Below are 16,625 nucleotides of genomic sequence, written 5' to 3'. Positions count from 1 at the left end.
GATGGATCGGGTCCTCGCGGCCGCAAAGGCGATCGCCAGCGCGCGCCGCAGCCGCGCGCCGCTCAAGGCGCTTCCGAAGGACGTCGCGCCACGCGACGAGGCCGAAGGCTACCAGGTGCAGTACGCGCTGCACGCTCTGATGCAGCCACACGTCGGCAGCCTCGTCGGCTACAAGATCGGCTGCACCAGCGCGGTGATGCAGGAATATATCAACATCCCGCACCCCTGCGGCGGTGGCCTGTTCGAGAAGGTCGTGCATGACAGCGGCGTGCGGCTGCCGGCGGCCGAGTTCGTCCATGTCGGCGTCGAGTGCGAGATCGCGGTGCGGCTCGCCCGCGATCTTGCTCCCAGCGAGGCGCCGTTCACCGCCGAATGGGTCGCGGAAGCGATCGATGCCTACTATCCCGCGATCGAGATCGTCGACGACCGCTATGTCAAATGGGAGACGCTGGGCGCGCCGACGCTGATTGCCGACGACTTCTTCGCCGCCGGCTGCGTGCTCGGGGAGGCGGTGCCGCGCATCACCGTGCCCGATCTGCGCGCGGTCGCGGGACGCGCGATCGTCAACGGCAAGGAAGAAGGCCGCGGCACCGGCGCCGACGTGCTCGGGCATCCCCACAACGCGCTCGCCTGGCTCGCCAATCATCTCGCCACTGAGGGCCGTGGCCTGCATGCCGGCCAGATCGTGCTGACCGGCAGCCTGGTCAAGACGGTGTGGCTGAACGCGGGCGACACGGTCGTGATGGAGCTCGACGGTCTCGGCAAGGTGGAAGCGGCGTTTACGTGAGGCAACGTTGTGCGAGCCTGCCTCCGCATAAAAGATGTCGTCCCTGCGAAAGCAGGGACCCATAACCACGAATGCTGATTGTTGCACGGCGCGGGAACGACGAGCGCGGTTCACGACAGCCGCCGCGGGGTATGGGTCCCTGCTTTCGCAGGGACGACATCGAATGTGCAGCGCGACCTTGACTTGACTCTACTGGATTCACCCGAATTTCAAGTCGCCGGGCGTTTGGTGTCCGTGACGAGCTCGACCTTGCCGTCGGTCAGCCGATAGACCGCGCCGACCACCCGGAGCTTGCCCTGATCGACCGCGGCGCTGAGGATCGGCGTCGCCGATTTCAGCTTCGCGACGTTGTCGATGACGTTCTGCCTGGTGGCGTTGGCGAGCCGGTCGCCTCCCTTGCCCTCGGTCGCCTTCACCGCCGGTGCGATCGCGTTGACCAGCGAGGGCAGATGGCCGGGCAGGGTGGTGTTGTCCTTCAGCGACTTGATGGCGGCGTCGACCGCCCCACAGCTGTCGTGGCCGAGCACCATGAACAACGGCACGTTGAGCACGGCCGATGCATATTCCAGGCTCGCGATCGTCTCGTCGCTGGCGAAATTGCCGGCGATGCGGCAGACGAACAGATCGCCGCGGCCGGTGTCGAACGCGTATTCCGGTGCGATGCGGGAGTCCGCGCAACTCAGGATGCCGGCGAACGGATTCTGTCCGCCGGCCAGCGCCTCGCGCTCGTGCTTGAAATCATGCCGCCGCGAGACGCCTTCGACATAGCGGAGATTGCCCTTCACCAGCCGGTCCAGCGCCGCGTCCGGCGCCAGCACATTCTGCGGCTTCGGCGGCGATTTGGTTTCCCTGGCGGAAACCGGCGGCGCAAGGGCGAGGCTGGCGGCGGTGCAGGCCGCGGCAGCGAGGAAGCGGCGCCGGGAGGTCTGGGTGGGAGCTGTGATTTCGCAAAGCTGGCACATCAAAAATCTCCGTAAAATTATCCAAGAATAGCAATCGCGTCCGTGCAAAGGTTGTAGATCATGCGCAGTGCCACCGCAACGACACGGTTTCATGCACGGTCCCTGCTCCCATGTGCAATTGCGCACTAGGCAGGGATAACGGTGAGGACGAGTCGCAATTCAAGATGTCAAACAGCGCAGTGTGATGACCCGCTAAAGCGAAAGCGGGTGATCCAGTATTGCAGAGACGGCTGTGCTTGAGCCGAGAGGCCCGCGGCGTACTGGATCGCCCGGGTCCCGTCTTCGCCAAGGCTTCGACGAGGCCATGCATCTCTGGCGCGCCGAAGCTTTAGCGGAGGCGGCGAGCCGGGCGATAACGGTGCGGACACACACGATCGTCGTCCTGGCGAAAGCCAGGACCCATAACCACCGCACTTGATCATGAACGGGATCGTAGCCCCAGCGTCGCGCAACAATTGAGATTTGGGGTAATGGGTCCTGGCTTTCGCCAGGACGACATGGAATGTGTTGCGCGCGTTGTAAGTCAAACTTCCACATTCTCGCGAGATGATTTGCCCGAGCTTTGCTCTTCGTTCCGCCCTGAGTTGCCCGACGGGCCGGTCGGCGCCACCGGATAACCTGCGGGTTATGAAAGGCCCGGGCGGTCTTTTTGTGCGATTGAGCCGGAAAACCCCAGGTGTCGCGGCCACGGCCCGAACCGCCGAAGTTTGCGGTTGACTCATCCATAGCTGGATGGTTATACGTTAATCCATAACCAATGGGTTATTGATCGCAAATGCCAGACGCTCACGACATCCTGTTTCGAACCCTTGCAGACCCGACCCGCCCGGGCCATCTTCGAGCGCCTGTGCCGCGAAGGCGAGCAGACCGTCGGCGCCCTGACGGCCCGCGCCAGGATCTCGCAGCCGGCGGTGTCGAAGCATCTCGGTGTGCTGAAGCAGGCCGGGCTGGTGCGCGACCGCCATGAAGGCAGGCAGACCCATTACAGCGCGCAACTCGGCGCGCTGGCGCCGCTGATCGACTGGACTAGCCAGATGGCGGGCTTCTGGCAGAACCGGTTCGACCACCTCGAAGATCTCCTCAAAAGGATGGACCAATGAACAAGACCACCGCTGAAACGCGTTCCGCGATCGTCGAGCGTGAATTTCCTCATCCGCCGGAAAAGCTCTGGCGCGCGCTGACCCAACCGCATCTGATGGAGGAGTGGCTGATGAAAAACGATTTCAAGCCCGAGGTCGGGCACAGCTTCAACCTGCGCGGCGAGTGGGGCGGCGTGCTGGACTGCAAGGTGCTCACCGTGGAGCCGCACAGGACGCTGTCCTATACCTGGAATTTCGCGCATGCGGATGCCGCCTACAATCTCGAGAGCGTCGTGGTCTTCACGCTGACGCCGACGGCCACCGGCACCCATCTGCGCGTCGAGCAGTCCGGCTTCCAGCCGCATCAGAAGCAGGCCTATGGCGGCGCCCATGCCGGATGGAAGCAGTTCCTCGAGAATCTCGATCAGCTGATGGCGCGGGAAGGTTGACGGTCTCTCTCTCTCTCTCTCTCTCTCTCTCGTCATTGCGAGCGAAGCGAAGCAATCCATCGCCGCATATGCGGAAACATGGATTGCTTCGTCGCTGCCGCTCCTCGCAATGACGCTGGATCATTCACCCACCAACAGGAGGTCACATTGAACTGGAACAACTGGATCCGGCAATCGCACCGCTGGCTCTCGATCGCCTTCACGGTCGCCGTCATCATCAACATCGTCGCCATGGTCCTGCAGCAGCAGGCGGTCTGGATCGGGTTGCTGGCCCTGTTCCCGCTGATCTTCATGCTGCTCAGCGGCCTCTATCTGTTCGCGTTGCCTTATCTGTCGCCGCGGCGTCAGCATGGGGGATCGACGTCCGCGTCCCAAGTGTGATTGCATGACGTGACGACTTGACGTGACGATTTGGGGCGGATGAGGCGCGAGAGACAGCAATGACGGCATCGGAACGTATCGACCGGATGATCGAGGACCTCACCGACTGGCGCGGCAAGACGCTCGCCAGCCTGCGCAAGAGCATTCTCGCCGCCGATCCTGAGATCATCGAGGAGTGGAAGTGGATGGGCAGCCCGGTGTGGTCGCGCGACGGCATCATCGCGGTCGGCAACGCCCACAAGGGCAAGGTCAAGCTGACCTTCATGTATGGTGCGCAGCTGCCGGACCCCGACAGACTGTTCAACACCGGCTTCGAGGGCAATGCGCGGCGCGCGATCGATCTGTTCGAGGGCGACAAGGTCAACGCCCCGGCGCTGAAGACGCTCATTCGTGCCGCGATCGAGCTCAACCAGGCTAAATCAAAAAAATCCGCGAAGAAGCCGGCGAAGAAGGCCGCCGGTACCCGCACGACCGCGAAGAAGAAGGCGTGAGCTGCGCCGCCATGGTGCTCGCGATCTACCCGAGATGATCAATACCAGGCTCGCCACACCGCTGGATGCGGACTCCATCTCCGCGCTGCTGACGGCCAACAGCGGCGACCGCGGCGGCATGCTGCTCGGGCAATGGCCGCGCGAGGTGATCGAGACGCGCATTGCAAACGGGCAGCCGATCGTCGTCGCGACCGACTATGAGGGCAGGTTGCTCGGCGCGCTCCTGACGTCGGAGAAGGGGTATGGCGAGGCGCCGCCGGTGCAGGCCATGCTGAAGGCCTGGCTGGGGCGGGCAGATGCGTATGTTTATGGTCCGGTGTGCGTCTCGCGGGACGCGCGCGGCCTTGGCGTCCTGGAGGCGTTGTACGCGAAGCTTCAGGCGACCTTTCCCGGCCGCGAGGCAATCCTCTTCATCAGGGAAGACAACCCGCGCTCGCTCAAGGCGCATCTGCGGCTCGGCATGCGCGAGGTCGCGCGATACGACTTCGGCGGCAAGGTCTTTATTGTCCTGAGCGACAGGCCCGACCTCGGGTCATAGCCAGAATTCTCCCGGTCATCGAGCGTAGCCCGGATGTGCCCACGGGTCGCGCGAACGCATCTACTTCCGCTTTCGGCGGAACAGCGGACATAGCCGGGGCCTGCCACTCGGTGGCCCCGGTCGCGAATTACTCACAGCGGACAGCACGAGAACCGGCGATCGCACACCGCCGTGATGGGAGGCGTCGAGACCTGCGTCTTCTATGAGAACTTTTTCACGCCGGGTGGCCGCCATGTCCCTTCGCCCGCCGGCAAGATCGAAGGTGGCGTAGGCTTCGGCCAATAGAGGCGCATCACGAGGTAGATCTTGTCGTCCGGCGCCGGAAGCCAATTGGCTTCCCTGTCCGCGCCGGGGCTGTCTTTTTGAATGTACAGCGTCAGCGAACCGTCTGCGTCCTTTTTCATCGCCGACAACATCGGAGAGTTAATGAGGTAGCGATTGATCGGATTCTTGACCAAGAACTGGCTCTTGCCGTCGTACATCGTAACGGACCAAAACGCATTCACTGGCGGCAACTGGTCGGGTGCAAAGGTGATGGTGTACTTGTGCTTGCTGCCGTCGAGCAACTCACCGGCCGCGTCCTTCCGTGTATAGGGGTACATCGCTTCTACGGCATCGTTGCCATAGAGACCGCCCTTGGCGGCGCCTGCCCGCATCGCCCAATCGCCGTTGAAGAAGGCCTCGTCGCCGAAGAACGAACCAACGTTCCAGCCATTGATGTTTTTGTTTCCGCTGGCCAGCCATTTGTCGACCTTGTCGTCACCCTGCTTCATGCCCACCAGGATTTCGGCCTTGTGTTCGAGCGATAGATCCCTGAACGCGAAGGTCTTTCCGGGACCGATGCCAATTCTCGCAAGTTTCGCACGGATCGCCTTGTCCCTCGGCGTCTCGGGGACGAATTGCAGGGCTGCGTCGAGATATTGGAAGAAGTTATCCTTGATCCCGGCCGTGGTGGCAGGAAGGAAATCGATCTTCGGCGCGGCGGGCGGGGCGGGCTGTTTGAGGAAGGCGGAAAGCGGTTGGGCCTTGTAGCCGGCCTGAACTTTCTCGACGTTCGGCATGTCGCCGGGATTGAAGAGCTGGGTGCGGAAAGCCGCGAATGTGAACGGCGTCGTCGATCGGAAAACCTTCTTGATTCCGGTCGGCGTTTCGCCTTTCCAGTCGGGGCCGACCACCAGATAGTCGCCCGGCTCGGTCCCCGTGGCGCGCGTGCCGATGTAGCCGAAATTGTAGGTGTTGCCGTCGATCAACTGGACCGAGTAGTAGCGGTCCTTTTCGACCGTCGGCACCGAGATGACCATTGGTTCGGCGCGCAAATCCAGCCAGAGCATCGAGTAAGGGGTGTCGCTGTTCGGCGTGATGATTGCCGTGTCCGCCGGGGTGGCGACGTGGTGCATGTTGTAGATTTCGTTGAACGGTGCCTTGAACTGCCCCGAGTTCCTGTCCACGGCATATTCTTGCATGACCGCATAATTCATCACGAGCGGCAAGCCGTAGATGAAGCCTTCCTCAGCGATGTCCTTGGCCTCTAACAGCCTGGGCCAATCGGCATTGTTCTGCGCAATTGCCGGGGTGGACTTCGCCATGGCTACGGTGAGCGCGCTCATTGCAGCAGAGCGAAGTAGATCGCGTTTCGTAAACATCAAAACAACTCCTTCCGGTTCGCAACTTGTGATAATGCACGTATGGGTAGCAGGAACTGATAGCGCCCTGTTCGATGGTTGGCTATGCAAAAAGCGGTCAATCCAACGCGCGCCCAATGATAGCCTCCGCGATCCGGGGATGTTCAGATGCCCGGATGTCGCAGCGCTCATGCGGGCTACGAGCAACCTAGGCCGAGATGTCGACCGCCTGGCCGGCCTTGCCGGCGTTCTTCTGGAACGCCTGCTCGATCAGCTCCTTGATCTTCTGCTCGACCGCGGCGCGCTGATCCGGCGTCATGTTCTTGAGGTCTTCTTCCGACATGCCCATGCTTTTGAGGATGTTCGCACGCATCCGGTCCATCGGGCTCATCTGCGCGTATTTGAGAAACTTCTGTTCGACGGTATCGCCGAGCGAGCTGCCGCCGGTGGCGTCGGCGGTCAGCGGTTTCTTCAATGTGCCAGTCGTCATGCTGGCGGTGACCGATCCAAGGCCCGAGATCGACGTCATCTGCGCGCGCAGTCCCCATTGCAATGCTGCAATCGTGGAGCAAATGGCGTGCCATCCGTTGCAGCTGTGATTTCAAGGGGATCGCGACGCCGCCATGCGCGCACGACGCGCCGCGGGCAGCTTCTGCCCGGTGAAGTTTGCCGGTTGCGGCCTTCAGGCTATGGTGTGCACGATCACTGGACCCGCAACCCCGGTTGCGGCCTTCAGGCTATGGTATGCACGATCACTGGACCCGCAACCGCGGTGGCCTGGCCGACCAGCAATGGACCGAGATTGTCGTCGATCCAGGCCAGCGCGCGGCGGTTGGCCTCTTCGGCGCCCGCATGGTTGTTGAAGACGCTGATCGCGGTGACCGTATCGTCGCCGGCATAGACCACGTAATAGGCCATGAAGCCTTCGACGTCGCTGATGATCGGGATTGCGCCTTCCTTGATCCGGCGCGCGAGTTCTTCGGCGCTACCAGTCTTCGCCTTGGCGTGACGGATGGCGGCATACATGCGTTCCTCCTTCCGGCTGCATCGATCGGGCTGCGCTTCGCGCATGCGCGATCGTACGCCGGACCGGGTGGCGACGCCATCGGGATTGCGGACGGATTAGCTGAAACGCCTGCTCACGACCGTCGTGCGCCGGTCGGGGAGTTTTGGCAGCCTCGCGACACCCGCGCGCGTTGTCGTGGTCCTTGGTCCGGGGGCGGGCTCCGGCTCCTGCTGCTGCAGAAACAGCGTGGCTTCGAACAGCACGCCGGGGGCCTGCTTGGCCGTGCCCGAGCACACCGCCCGGTTGCCGTTGAACGAGCCGGTCAGCTGCGCCTCGACCTCGTCGCATCCGAACACCGTGGTGAACGGGCCGTCGGCATAGCGGTGCGTCGTCAGCGTCGCCGTGAAGCGGTCCTGATCGAGCTGATAGGTGCCGCCATAGGTGAACATGGCGTCGCCGCCCGAGATCCTGCCATTTGCGAGCTGGACTATTCCGGTGCCTTCGCCTCGCGGCGTCCGAAACCACGCCGCATATCTTCCGTCTCTTTGCATGACCGTCATACAAACAGAAAACCCTGCGTTGTCGTCTCCCTACGTTGCAAGCGGCGGGACTTCTACTGTGCGCTGCTGCGAGGGTTAACGAACCGACAAGGCGATGGCACGACTTTCGTGAAGCGGTATCGGACTGATGCGCGACGATCGCGCAAGCGCACGCCGCCGGTCACAAAAAGCCACGGCCCTCGCCAGGGGAGCTAGCGAGGGCCGTGTTGGTACACCGCGCCGCGCCTAGGTTCGCGACGAGATGTGGGAGCTCGTAAAAGTCCTACTTAGGCATGATCCGTTTCCGAGAACCGGTTTCCACTTTGCGGGATCATGCCGTTAGAAGGGCAGCAGCACGTCGAGAACCTGTTGGCCGTAGCGCGGCTGTTGCACGTCGGTGATCTGGCCGCGGCCGCCATAGGCGATGCGGGCCTGGGCGATCTTCGAGGAATCGATGGTGTTGTCGCTCTGGATGTCCTCCGGGCGCACGATGCCGGCCACGATCAGCTCGCGGATTTCGAAGTTGACGCGGATCTCCTGCTTGCCCTCGACCACGAGATTGCCGTTCGGCAGCACCTGGGTGACGACCGCGGCGACGCTGGTCTGCAACGCTTCCTGGCGGTTCACCGAACCCTTGCCGTCGCTCGAGGCCGTTGAGTCGGCGGTCAGAATGCGGCCGGGCAGGATCTTGTTGGGCTGCGTGATGGTCTGCGAGCCCAGGAAATTGGTGACGCCCGAATCTTCGGAGTTGGTGCGGCTGCGCTGGGTCTCGTTGGCGATCGCGGCCTTGTCGGTGAAGTTCACCGTGACGGTCAGGATGTCGCCGACGCGCGCGGCGCGCTGGTCCTTGAAGAAGGCGCGGGAGCCGCTGCGCCACAGCGAATTCGGGCTGTAGGAGGCGACCTCGGGCTTCGGCATCGGCATCTGCACCGGCTTGTAGCCGGGCTGGGTGGTCGGATTGTCGATCGACGTCAGCTTCGGCTGCTCGCCGATCTGGGAGAGACGGTCGATCGACGAGCAACCGCTGGCGATCGTTCCGAGTGCGAACAGCGCGCCGGTCAGGACGAGGCGGTTGATGCGGTACTGGGACATGAACTTTACTCGGCGTTTGGTGCGACTGAACTCAGCTTGACGGAAGCGGAATTGGACTCGGTGGCGTCGGCGGTCGGTGCCGGGCGCGGGGTCGCGACCGAGATCGAGACCTCGCCGCGGCCGGTGACGACGCCGGAGACGGCACGCTTGGACTGCAGATTCATCACGCTGACGGTGTCGCCCTCGGCGCCGCCATCCATCGCCTTGCCGCGGATCGTGAGGTAGAGGCCGGCGGTGCGGTAGACCAGCGTGACATTCTGGTCGCGGGTGACGAGATCTGGCTTCGCGAGGTCGGCGACGCGCAGCGCCTGGCCGGGGCGGAGCTGGCGGCGGACCTGCATGCCGACGGCGCTGTCGCGCACCGCCGCGTCGTTGCCGATTTCGGCCTTCGGACGGCGCTCCACGATCACGTCGGAGGCCTTCAGCACGTCGCCGCGCTCGACATTGCGCGTCAGCACGGCGGCCTCGATGGTTTCGATCGCGGTTCCGGTGAAGCGCAGCTTCGACGGCGCGGTGCCGGCGTCGTTGCCGATCTCGAAGGTCAGGTCGAAACGCGTCGAGCGCGGGTCGTAGCGCACGGCGATCGGCTGCATCACGCCGGTATTGGTCGCCTCGAGGCGGATGTCGCCGGGATCGCGGTCGAAGGTCAGCGCGATGTTGCCGGCCCTGCCGAGACCGTGGCGGCCCTCCAGCGCGCGCGACACCTGCTGCTCGATCTCCTTGCTGTCGATGGTGCGCGCCAGCCGGGTGACGGTGATCTCCTTCAGCTCGCGGGTGTCGACGCCGATCACCTGGTGCGAGCGCAACACGTTCAGCACCTGCGCGACCGGCAGCGTGCCTGTCGTGCCGAGGTCCGGCGCGCGGTAGACCGCGACGCTGCCGGCGCTGCCGGCATTGTCGATGAGGTCGCCGACCCGCACGATGTCGTCGGCGACCGTGATGCTGGCGCGCAGCGTCGGCACCGCGATGGTCTCGCGGCGGCTTTGCGCGGCAGCCGAAATCGACGAGGCTGCAAGAAGCGCGGCTGCGATCAGGAGTGAGCGGGCGATCATCGACATCATCCTCAGCGGAACAGGTTGGAGGTCGACTGCATCATCTGGTCGGCGGCGGATACCACCTTCGAGTTCATCTCATAGGCGCGCTGCGCGGCGATCAAGTCGGAGATTTCCGAGACCACCTCGACATTGGCCTGTTCGAGGTTGCTCTGCTGCATGTCGCCATAGCCGTCGGTGTTGGCGGTGCCGTCCTGCGGCTGGCCGGAGGCCGGCGTTTCCTGGAACAGATTGTCGCCGATCGGCATCAGGCCGGCCTTGTTGATGAAGCGGGTCAGGCCGATCTGGCCGATGTTGGTCGATGCGGTCTGGCCCGGCAGCGTCACCGAGACCTGGCCCTGCGCATTGATGGTGAGGCCGGATGCGTTCTGCGGGATCGTGATCGTCGGCTGCAGCAAATTGCCCTGCGCGTTGACGATGCGGCCCTGGTTGTCCATCTGGAACGAGCCGTCGCGGGTGTAGGTGAAGGTGCCGTCCGGCATCAGGATCTTGAAGAAGCCTTCGCCGCGGATCGCGATGTCGAGATCGTTGCCGGTCGGCGACAGCGTGCCCTGGGTCATCATGCGCGGCGTGCCGACGGTCTTCACGCCGCCGCCGAGGTCGATGCCCATCGGCATGATGGTGTTCTGGTCGGAGGCCTGCGCGCCGACCCGGCGCACATGGTCGTAGATCAGGTCCTGGAACGCGGCGCGCTGCTTCTTGTAGCCGGTGGTGCGCAGGTTCGCGATGTTGTTGGAGATCACCTGAACGCTGAGTTCCTGTGCCGCCATTCCGGTCGCAGCTGTATAAAGTGCGCGCATCGGTCAATCCCCCCGGATCAGTTCGGCACGTCGGCGAGCTTCTCGATCGCCGATTTGTGCAGGTCGCTCTGCTGCTGCAGCAGCGAGGCGATTTGGGTGTAGGTCCGCGTGATCTCGATCATGCGGCTCATCTCGACGACGGAATTGACGTTCGACTTCTCGATGAAGCCCTGGCGGATCTGCGCCTTGGTGTCCGGCAGCGCCTGCGTGCCTTCGCCCGGCCCGTAGAGGTTGGAGCCTTCCTTCAGCAGGCGCTGGGCCTGCGCGAACGAGACGAGGCGCAGCTTGCCGCGGATCGAGTCGAGGCGGGAGGTGCCCTCGAGCACGGTGATGTTGCCGTCGGCGGCGATCGAGACGTCGTGGTCGGTCTGCTGGAAGGTGATCGGGCCGGCGGTGCCGAGCACCTGGTAGCCCGAGGCGGTGACCAGCTGGCCGCGATTGTTGATCTGCAGGCTGCCTTCGCGGGTGTAGCGCTCGCCACCCGGCGTCTGCACCACCAGGAAGGCATTGCCGTCGATCGCGACGTCGAGCGGGTTCTTGGTCTCTTCGGTCGGGCCCTGCGAGAAATCGTGGAAGGTCGCGCGGTCCTGCACGAAGGAGACGCGGCGGTCGGAGGACGCGAAATTGTCCTCATGCGCGTTCGAGGACAGATATTCCTGGAACAGCGACCGGTCGGCCTTGTAGCCGTTGGTGTTCATGTTCGCGATGTTGTTGGAGACGACATCCATCTGCCGTTCCAGCACCATCTGCTTCGATAGGCCGACCAGAAGGGTATTCTGCATCGGTGGTTCTCCCCTGTGAGGCGATCCGAATGCAGGTTCTCCCAAACCTTCACGCCGGACCCGTCGGTAACCATTGGGTTCTCCCAAACCCTCGGGTTACGTCGTCCTCTCAGCGAAAGCCGTGCCAACTTGAAATAGCGTGTTATTTGAACGGCTTAGGTGTTTGGCCGTGGCGCGCAAGGGGCGGCAGAAAGGTCTTGTTGACCATGTTTGCCCGGCAGTTTTTTCCTAGTGGATGGTAAATCCTAAGCTTCCGTTAACCATTATGACCCTAGCGTTGCCATTATTGGGGCGCGTGTGCGCCGGCGGCATTTGTATCGCGTCTTCAAGCCAGGGCTGGTGCCAATCGCGTTCGCATCCTTCTGGGTGAAGCGAGCGGACGATGGCGGACGAGGAAAAGACTGAGAGCGGCGAGGGCGCGGCCGCTCCGAAGAAGGGCAAGCTCAAGCTGATCATTGCCGTCGTCGGCTTCCTCGTCGTGCTCGGCGCGGGCGCCGGCGGCTGGTTCTTCTTCATGCGCGGCCACGGCGAGGAGCAGCACGCCGAAGCGCCGCCGCCGAAGCCGCCGAGCTTCGTCGACGTGCCTGACATGCTGGTCAATCTGGTCGGCGCGCCCGGCGAGCGCGTGCAATATCTCAAGCTGAAGCTCGTGCTCGAGGTCAAGGAAGAGAAGCAGGTCGAGGCGATCAAGCCGGCGCTGCCGCGCGTCACCGACCTGTTCCAGACCTACATGCGCGAGCTGCGCCCGAGCGACCTCAACGGCTCGGCCGGCCTGTTCCGCCTCAAGGAAGAACTGACCAAGCGCGTCAATCTCGCGCTGGCACCCAACCAGGTCAACGCGGTGCTGTTCAAGGAAGTCGTGATCCAGTGACGGGGTGGATGTAAAGCCATGGCCGGCAACGACCAGATGGACCAGGACGCCATTGCGGCGCAGTGGGAAGCCTCGCTCGATTCCGAGGATCCCGAGGCGGCCGCGGCGGAAGCCGCCAAGAACGAGCTCACCGAGAACATGGCGCTGCAATGGGCCGCCATGGTCGAGGACGGCAGCCGCGACTTCGGCGGCAAGAACACCAATGGCGAGCGCGTGCTGTCGCAGGAGGAGATCGACAATCTCCTCGGCTTCACGGTCGGCGACGTCAGCCTCGACGACCATTCCGGCATTCGCGCCATCATCGATTCCGCGATGGTGTCCTACGAGCGTCTGCCCATGCTCGAAATCGTGTTCGACCGCCTGGTGCGGTTGATGACGACCAGCTTGCGCAATTTCACCTCCGACAACGTCGAAGTCTCGCTCGACCGCATCACCTCGGTGCGCTTCGGCGACTACATGAACTCGATCCCGCTGCCCGCGGTGCTCTCGGTGTTCAAGGCGGAGGAGTGGGAGAATTTCGGCCTCGCCATGGTCGACTCCAACCTGATCTATTCGATGATCGACGTGCTGCTCGGCGGCCGCCGCGGCCAGACCCAGCTCAAGATCGAGGGGCGGCCCTACACCACGATCGAGACCAACCTCGTCAAGCGCCTGGTCGAGGTGGTGCTGTCGGATGCCGAGCAGGCGTTCCGGCCGCTGTCGCCGGTGACTTTCACGATCGACCGGCTCGAGACCAACCCGCGCTTTGCCGCGATCAGCCGCCCGGCCAATGCCGCGATCCTGGTGCGCCTGCGCATCGACATGGAAGACCGCGGCGGCAATGTCGAATTGCTGCTGCCCTACGCCACCATCGAACCGATCCGCAACGTGCTGTTGCAGATGTTCATGGGCGAAAAATTCGGCCGCGATCCGATCTGGGAAGGCCATTTCGCCACCGAAGTGGCGCAGGCCGAGATCTCGGTCGATGCGGTGCTCTATGAAGCCGATATCCCGCTGAAGGAGCTGATGAAGCTCAAGGTCGGCGATACCCTGCCGCTGGATATCCGCTCCGACGCGCTGGTCTCGGTGCGCTGCGGCAACGTCACCCTGACGGAAGGGCGCATGGGCCGGGTCGGCGATCGCGTCGCGATCCGCGTCACCAAGAATTTGCGTAAACCCCAAACCACCTTCGCGATGTTCGAGAAGGCGGACGAGCGGACCAAGATGATGGAGGCACCATGAGTCATGTGCTTGGACTAGCAATCGAGAGTCTGGTAGCCGTGCTGCTGATGCTGACGATCGGCTATTGCTGGCTGCTCAACAAGCGCCTGCAGCGGCTGAAGGCCGACGAGCATTCGCTGAAGGCGACGATCGCCGAACTGATCACCGCGACCGAGATCGCGGAGCGGGCGATCGGCGGGTTGAAGCACGCGGTGCGCGACGTCAACGAGAACCTCGGCAACCAGCTCGATGCCGCGACCCAGATGTCGGGGCTGCTGAAGAGCCAGCTGGCGGAGGGCGACCACGTGGTGCGCCGCCTGTCCAAGATCGCGCTGGCCGCGCGGCCGTCCGAGCCCGCGCATGCGCCGGCACAGGCAGCTGCGCCCGCCGCGCCAGTGGCGCCGGCGCCCAGGGTCTCGGCCGCGCACGCGGTTGCCGCGGCGGCTGAAGCCTTCACCGAGCGCAGGAGGGCCGGCGGCCTCGCTGCATGAAGTTGCTTCGTGACATCAGAGTGATGCCCGTGGTGCTGGTCGCGATCTTCGGCCTGATGGTGCTGAAGGTTGCCGGCCTCGTGCTCGATGGCGGTTACGTGTTTGCCGACGATACGCCGCCGGCCGGCGCAGCCGGCCCGTCCTGGGCGCAGCAGAACTTCAACTTCCCCGGCGCCGGCAAGGCGGTGGTTGACAGCAAGATCAAGGGCGATCCCGGCGACATCACGGGATCGGTCGAGCACAAGGAGGCCAAGAAGGACGAGGCGCCGAAGCCGGCCGCACCGGCCGCGGAGCCGTCCAAGCCCGATGGCGTTGTCGTCAATCTGGATGCACCCGCGCCGGTGTCGGCATCGGAGCGCGCGATCCTGGAACGGTTGCAGGCGCGCCGCCAGGAACTGGAGACGCGCGCGCGCGAGGTCGAGATCCGCGAAAGCCTGTTGAAGGCCGCCGAGAAGCGCATCGAGGCCAAGGTCGAGGAGTCCAAGGCCAATGATACCAAGGCGAATGCCGATGCCGCGGCAAAGGCGGAAGCCGATGCCGCACGTTTCAAGGGCATCGTCACCATGTACGAGAACATGAAGCCGAAGGACGCCGCGAAAGTGTTCGATCGTCTGGAAATGAACGTGCTCTACCAGATCGCCTCGCAGATCCAGCCGCGCAAGATGTCCGACATCCTCGGCCTGATGCAGCCGGAAGCCGCCGAACGGCTCACGGTCGAACTCGCCCGCCGTGCCGGCGGCGACAAGTCGGCCTCGACCGACGACCTTCCCAAGATCGAAGGCAAGATGCTCACGCCGAAGACGAATTGACCGGAGCTATCGGAAGTTCGTGAATTGGCGCTGGCCTGCTCAGCCGTAAGCCAGATCCGACTTAGCACCGGGTTGCCTGCATCTCATCCAGATCATCGCGATGAGTGTCGCGCACATGAACGGACCGACGGGCACGAGTGCGACCGGGTAGGTGAACCCCGCCAGGACAAGCACGCCGAACCCGATCCGGAGTTCGGAGCGATTCGAGAGAAGCGAGCCATGTTCGGCCACGGGCGCGTTCATGAGAAAGATGAGCGCGAGAGCCAGTAGCGCCGTATCGTAGATCGCGAAGTAGGGAGAGACGAGCAACGTTGCGACGAGCAGGCTCGCGGCCTTGACGGCGAAGCTGACGTTGCGGCGCCATATGATCAGCATCCACAAGGCGGCTGCCGCAGCGACTGTGACGTGCAATGCCATGGCCGATCCATAGCCCAAGCCGGCAAACCGAAGCACACCGTAGACGCTCTGCAGTTTGTACCAAGCCAGTGTGCCGGTGAGATGGAACTGCGTCGTCGCGAAGATGGCTGCCTCACGGAACCCCTCAAAGGTATCCCAGCCGAAGGTAAGCCCGGTGAGCAGCAAGAGCACCGGTGTCACCAAACTGGCTGTGATGAAGACGGTCCAGCGTCCAGTAGCGATCAGAACGAGGGGAAGCAGGACGCCATATTGCGGCTTGAAGATCAGCAGCGCGATCAGGAAGCCGCTGACGATCGGACGCCTGTCCAGCGTCAGCAGAATGGCGCCGAGCAGCGATGCCGCGAGCAGGGAGCTCTGGCCGACAATGAAATCGTAGAGGACGGCCGGCACGGCGAATGCCAGCAGCAGTACGGCGAAGCGCGGTCGGATGGCGGAAACAACGAGCCCCCAGCACAGCAGCTTTGTGGTGCTCCAGATCCAGAACGCGGTCGGAAACGGCAGCAGTGCCAGCAGTGTCGCCGCAAAGAAAAAAAACGGCGGGTAGAAAAACGGTATCGGCACCTCGTAAACGGGGAACGGAGCCTGGTTCAAGCTGGGGTGTATTTGAATGATCGCTTGCCGCAACCGCGGCCAATCGTAGGCGGTGGCGGCATGGCCATCGAGAGCCATCTGCCCCGCGCTCCAAAAGCATGAAAAGTCGAGCCCGGTCGCGCCGGTACCGTCAACGACTTTCGGTAGCACGCAGTACAGGGTAAAGCCCAACACGATGAGGCAGGCAATGGCCAATGCACGGTCGTATCCGCTGCGCTCCGCACGGGCGCGCACCATTCCAAATCCGTTCATGAAACTGCCAGAAACTAAGAATTGCTTGAAATGTAAGCGTTTGTATACCGCAACTGGCGGTGGCGCAAGCGAGTGGCCGATCTCCATGCGGCGTTGGGTTAATCGCCAGAGGTTCCGCACATGCCCGGTGGATCGGGGGGTGACCCTCTCGATGCAAAGACGGAAGCCGACGCCATCGGCTTCAGGGGCATCGTCATCACGTACGACAAAGGTGCAGTCGGAGGCGCTGCAGCGCTATGTGCCGGCTGGCAGACGGGGATGTTCGCTGTCTCCGGTCATGCGGGCTCGACGGGATCTCAGCGAAGCCAAACGCGTATCGACGCCGAGAGGTGTCTGATTGCGATCTTATCCCAATGCGGGATGCGGAGATCTTTTGCGCTCTGCCCGATGGGCACGATCGCCACCGGGCACCCG

The 16,625-nt window shown here is 63.4% G+C and carries 19 protein-coding genes and 1 pseudogene; 10 read left to right on the top strand and 10 right to left on the bottom strand.

Translation table 11 applies throughout. The annotated features are described in order from the left end of the window. Position 1: 1 nt before the first annotated feature. Positions 2–787: a 2-keto-4-pentenoate hydratase gene (locus tag ACVWYP_RS32570; protein WP_304496149.1), complete on the top strand. Its 786-nt coding sequence runs from the start codon at positions 2–4 to the stop codon at positions 785–787. 209 nt (positions 788–996) lie between these two features. On the opposite strand, the gene ACVWYP_RS32565 is transcribed toward ACVWYP_RS32570, so the two are convergent. Continuing rightward, positions 997–1,749 (bottom strand): carbonic anhydrase, encoded by a 753-nt coding sequence (locus ACVWYP_RS32565; protein WP_304496148.1) that lies wholly within the window; start codon positions 1,747–1,749, stop codon positions 997–999. A 775-nt stretch (positions 1,750–2,524) separates the two neighbouring features. Between ACVWYP_RS32565 and ACVWYP_RS32560 the strand changes: the two are divergent. From ACVWYP_RS32560 to ACVWYP_RS32540, 5 genes and pseudogenes are all read left to right on the top strand, one after another. Beyond that, positions 2,525–2,849, top strand: a pseudogene (locus tag ACVWYP_RS32560) (ArsR/SmtB family transcription factor). Beyond that, positions 2,846–3,277 carry an SRPBCC family protein gene (locus ACVWYP_RS32555; RefSeq protein ID WP_225647911.1) on the top strand — a complete coding sequence of 144 codons (432 nt, stop codon included), beginning with the start codon at positions 2,846–2,848 and terminating at the stop codon, positions 3,275–3,277. Before ACVWYP_RS32560 ends, ACVWYP_RS32555 begins: the two are co-directional and overlap by 4 nt. Before the next feature lie 147 nt (positions 3,278–3,424). Continuing rightward, positions 3,425–3,658 carry a hypothetical protein gene (locus ACVWYP_RS32550; protein ID WP_076825666.1) on the top strand — a complete coding sequence of 78 codons (234 nt, stop codon included), beginning with the start codon at positions 3,425–3,427 and terminating at the stop codon, positions 3,656–3,658. Positions 3,659–3,717: 59 nt separating this feature from the next. Next, a complete protein-coding gene (locus ACVWYP_RS32545) occupies positions 3,718–4,149 on the top strand; it encodes a DUF1801 domain-containing protein (RefSeq protein ID WP_304496147.1) in 432 nt (143 codons plus the stop codon). Between the two features lie 34 nt (positions 4,150–4,183). Continuing rightward, entirely contained in the window at positions 4,184–4,687 is a 504-nt protein-coding gene (locus ACVWYP_RS32540; protein ID WP_304496146.1) for a GNAT family N-acetyltransferase, read from the top strand. 200 nt (positions 4,688–4,887) lie between these two features. Here the strand turns inward: ACVWYP_RS32540 and ACVWYP_RS32535 are convergent, their stop codons facing one another. The 8 genes from ACVWYP_RS32535 to flgF all read right to left on the bottom strand — a co-directional run bounded on the left by ACVWYP_RS32535 (position 4,888) and on the right by flgF (position 11,580). Next, the gene (locus ACVWYP_RS32535; protein WP_304496145.1) at positions 4,888–6,330 is read right to left on the bottom strand and encodes a DUF1254 domain-containing protein; all 1,443 of its coding nucleotides are present in this window, start codon (positions 6,328–6,330) and stop codon (positions 4,888–4,890) included. A 187-nt stretch (positions 6,331–6,517) separates the two neighbouring features. Further along, entirely contained in the window at positions 6,518–6,838 is a 321-nt protein-coding gene (locus ACVWYP_RS32530; RefSeq protein ID WP_283070290.1) for a hypothetical protein, read from the bottom strand. A gap of 203 nt (positions 6,839–7,041) precedes the next feature. After that, positions 7,042–7,335 carry a hypothetical protein gene (locus tag ACVWYP_RS32525; protein WP_026193017.1) on the bottom strand — a complete coding sequence of 98 codons (294 nt, stop codon included), beginning with the start codon at positions 7,333–7,335 and terminating at the stop codon, positions 7,042–7,044. Between the two features lie 96 nt (positions 7,336–7,431). Beyond that, entirely contained in the window at positions 7,432–7,866 is a 435-nt protein-coding gene (locus tag ACVWYP_RS32520; protein ID WP_304496144.1) for a hypothetical protein, read from the bottom strand. A gap of 327 nt (positions 7,867–8,193) precedes the next feature. Continuing rightward, entirely contained in the window at positions 8,194–8,946 is a 753-nt protein-coding gene (flgH, locus tag ACVWYP_RS32515; RefSeq protein WP_304496143.1) for a flagellar basal body L-ring protein FlgH, read from the bottom strand. Between the two features lie 5 nt (positions 8,947–8,951). Further along, the gene (gene flgA, locus ACVWYP_RS32510; RefSeq protein ID WP_304496142.1) at positions 8,952–10,007 is read right to left on the bottom strand and encodes a flagellar basal body P-ring formation chaperone FlgA; all 1,056 of its coding nucleotides are present in this window, start codon (positions 10,005–10,007) and stop codon (positions 8,952–8,954) included. A gap of 2 nt (positions 10,008–10,009) precedes the next feature. Further along, positions 10,010–10,798 (bottom strand): flagellar basal-body rod protein FlgG, encoded by a 789-nt coding sequence (flgG, locus tag ACVWYP_RS32505; RefSeq protein WP_028337173.1) that lies wholly within the window; start codon positions 10,796–10,798, stop codon positions 10,010–10,012. Positions 10,799–10,815: 17 nt separating this feature from the next. Then, positions 10,816–11,580 (bottom strand): flagellar basal-body rod protein FlgF, encoded by a 765-nt coding sequence (flgF, locus tag ACVWYP_RS32500; RefSeq protein ID WP_304496141.1) that lies wholly within the window; start codon positions 11,578–11,580, stop codon positions 10,816–10,818. A gap of 382 nt (positions 11,581–11,962) precedes the next feature. Between flgF and fliL the strand changes: the two genes are divergently transcribed. From fliL to ACVWYP_RS32480, 4 genes are read left to right on the top strand one after another with little or no spacing between them, the layout of a single operon-like run. Then, positions 11,963–12,451, top strand: a complete 489-nt coding sequence (fliL, locus tag ACVWYP_RS32495; protein WP_028339793.1) for a flagellar basal body-associated protein FliL — start codon at positions 11,963–11,965, stop codon at positions 12,449–12,451. Between the two features lie 18 nt (positions 12,452–12,469). Next, positions 12,470–13,672, top strand: a complete 1,203-nt coding sequence (gene fliM / locus ACVWYP_RS32490) for a flagellar motor switch protein FliM (protein ID WP_028339794.1) — start codon at positions 12,470–12,472, stop codon at positions 13,670–13,672. Further along, positions 13,669–14,142, top strand: coding sequence for a DUF6468 domain-containing protein (locus ACVWYP_RS32485; protein ID WP_304496140.1), 474 nt, complete (start codon positions 13,669–13,671; stop codon positions 14,140–14,142). Before fliM ends, ACVWYP_RS32485 begins: the two co-directional genes overlap by 4 nt. Continuing rightward, positions 14,139–14,951, top strand: coding sequence for a MotE family protein (locus ACVWYP_RS32480; protein WP_304496139.1), 813 nt, complete (start codon positions 14,139–14,141; stop codon positions 14,949–14,951). The genes ACVWYP_RS32485 and ACVWYP_RS32480 overlap by 4 nt, the downstream gene beginning before the upstream one ends. A 39-nt stretch (positions 14,952–14,990) precedes the next feature. Here ACVWYP_RS32480 and ACVWYP_RS32475 read toward each other — a convergent pair whose 3' ends face one another. Further along, a complete protein-coding gene (locus tag ACVWYP_RS32475) occupies positions 14,991–16,211 on the bottom strand; it encodes a glycosyltransferase family 87 protein (RefSeq protein ID WP_304496137.1) in 1,221 nt (406 codons plus the stop codon). Positions 16,212–16,625: the final 414 nt, after the last annotated feature.

Source organism: Bradyrhizobium sp. USDA 3262 (assembly GCF_054060035.1).
Note: the sequence above shows the minus strand (reverse complement) of the source record. Positions and strands in the feature narration are given on the sequence as shown.

Bases quoted from the DNA above. Each gene is read 5' to 3' on its own strand.
- fliL (WP_028339793.1), top strand. From the start codon at position 11,963: ATGGCGGACGAGGAAAAGACTGAGAGCGGCGAGGGCGCGGCCGCTCCG.
- ACVWYP_RS32530 (WP_283070290.1), bottom strand. From the start codon at position 6,838: ATGACGTCGATCTCGGGCCTTGGATCGGTCACCGCCAGCATGACGACT.
- flgH (WP_304496143.1), bottom strand. From the start codon at position 8,946: ATGTCCCAGTACCGCATCAACCGCCTCGTCCTGACCGGCGCGCTGTTC.
- flgA (WP_304496142.1), bottom strand. From the start codon at position 10,007: ATGATGTCGATGATCGCCCGCTCACTCCTGATCGCAGCCGCGCTTCTT.
- ACVWYP_RS32480 (WP_304496139.1), top strand. From the start codon at position 14,139: ATGAAGTTGCTTCGTGACATCAGAGTGATGCCCGTGGTGCTGGTCGCG.
- ACVWYP_RS32540 (WP_304496146.1), top strand. From the start codon at position 4,184: ATGATCAATACCAGGCTCGCCACACCGCTGGATGCGGACTCCATCTCC.
- ACVWYP_RS32475 (WP_304496137.1), bottom strand. From the start codon at position 16,211: ATGAACGGATTTGGAATGGTGCGCGCCCGTGCGGAGCGCAGCGGATAC.
- ACVWYP_RS32485 (WP_304496140.1), top strand. From the start codon at position 13,669: ATGAGTCATGTGCTTGGACTAGCAATCGAGAGTCTGGTAGCCGTGCTG.
- ACVWYP_RS32545 (WP_304496147.1), top strand. From the start codon at position 3,718: ATGACGGCATCGGAACGTATCGACCGGATGATCGAGGACCTCACCGAC.
- ACVWYP_RS32535 (WP_304496145.1), bottom strand. From the start codon at position 6,330: ATGTTTACGAAACGCGATCTACTTCGCTCTGCTGCAATGAGCGCGCTC.
- fliM (WP_028339794.1), top strand. From the start codon at position 12,470: ATGGCCGGCAACGACCAGATGGACCAGGACGCCATTGCGGCGCAGTGG.
- flgF (WP_304496141.1), bottom strand. From the start codon at position 11,580: ATGCAGAATACCCTTCTGGTCGGCCTATCGAAGCAGATGGTGCTGGAA.
- ACVWYP_RS32525 (WP_026193017.1), bottom strand. From the start codon at position 7,335: ATGTATGCCGCCATCCGTCACGCCAAGGCGAAGACTGGTAGCGCCGAA.
- ACVWYP_RS32565 (WP_304496148.1), bottom strand. From the start codon at position 1,749: ATGTGCCAGCTTTGCGAAATCACAGCTCCCACCCAGACCTCCCGGCGC.
- ACVWYP_RS32570 (WP_304496149.1), top strand. From the start codon at position 2: ATGGATCGGGTCCTCGCGGCCGCAAAGGCGATCGCCAGCGCGCGCCGC.
- ACVWYP_RS32555 (WP_225647911.1), top strand. From the start codon at position 2,846: ATGAACAAGACCACCGCTGAAACGCGTTCCGCGATCGTCGAGCGTGAA.
- flgG (WP_028337173.1), bottom strand. From the start codon at position 10,798: ATGCGCGCACTTTATACAGCTGCGACCGGAATGGCGGCACAGGAACTC.
- ACVWYP_RS32520 (WP_304496144.1), bottom strand. From the start codon at position 7,866: ATGCAAAGAGACGGAAGATATGCGGCGTGGTTTCGGACGCCGCGAGGC.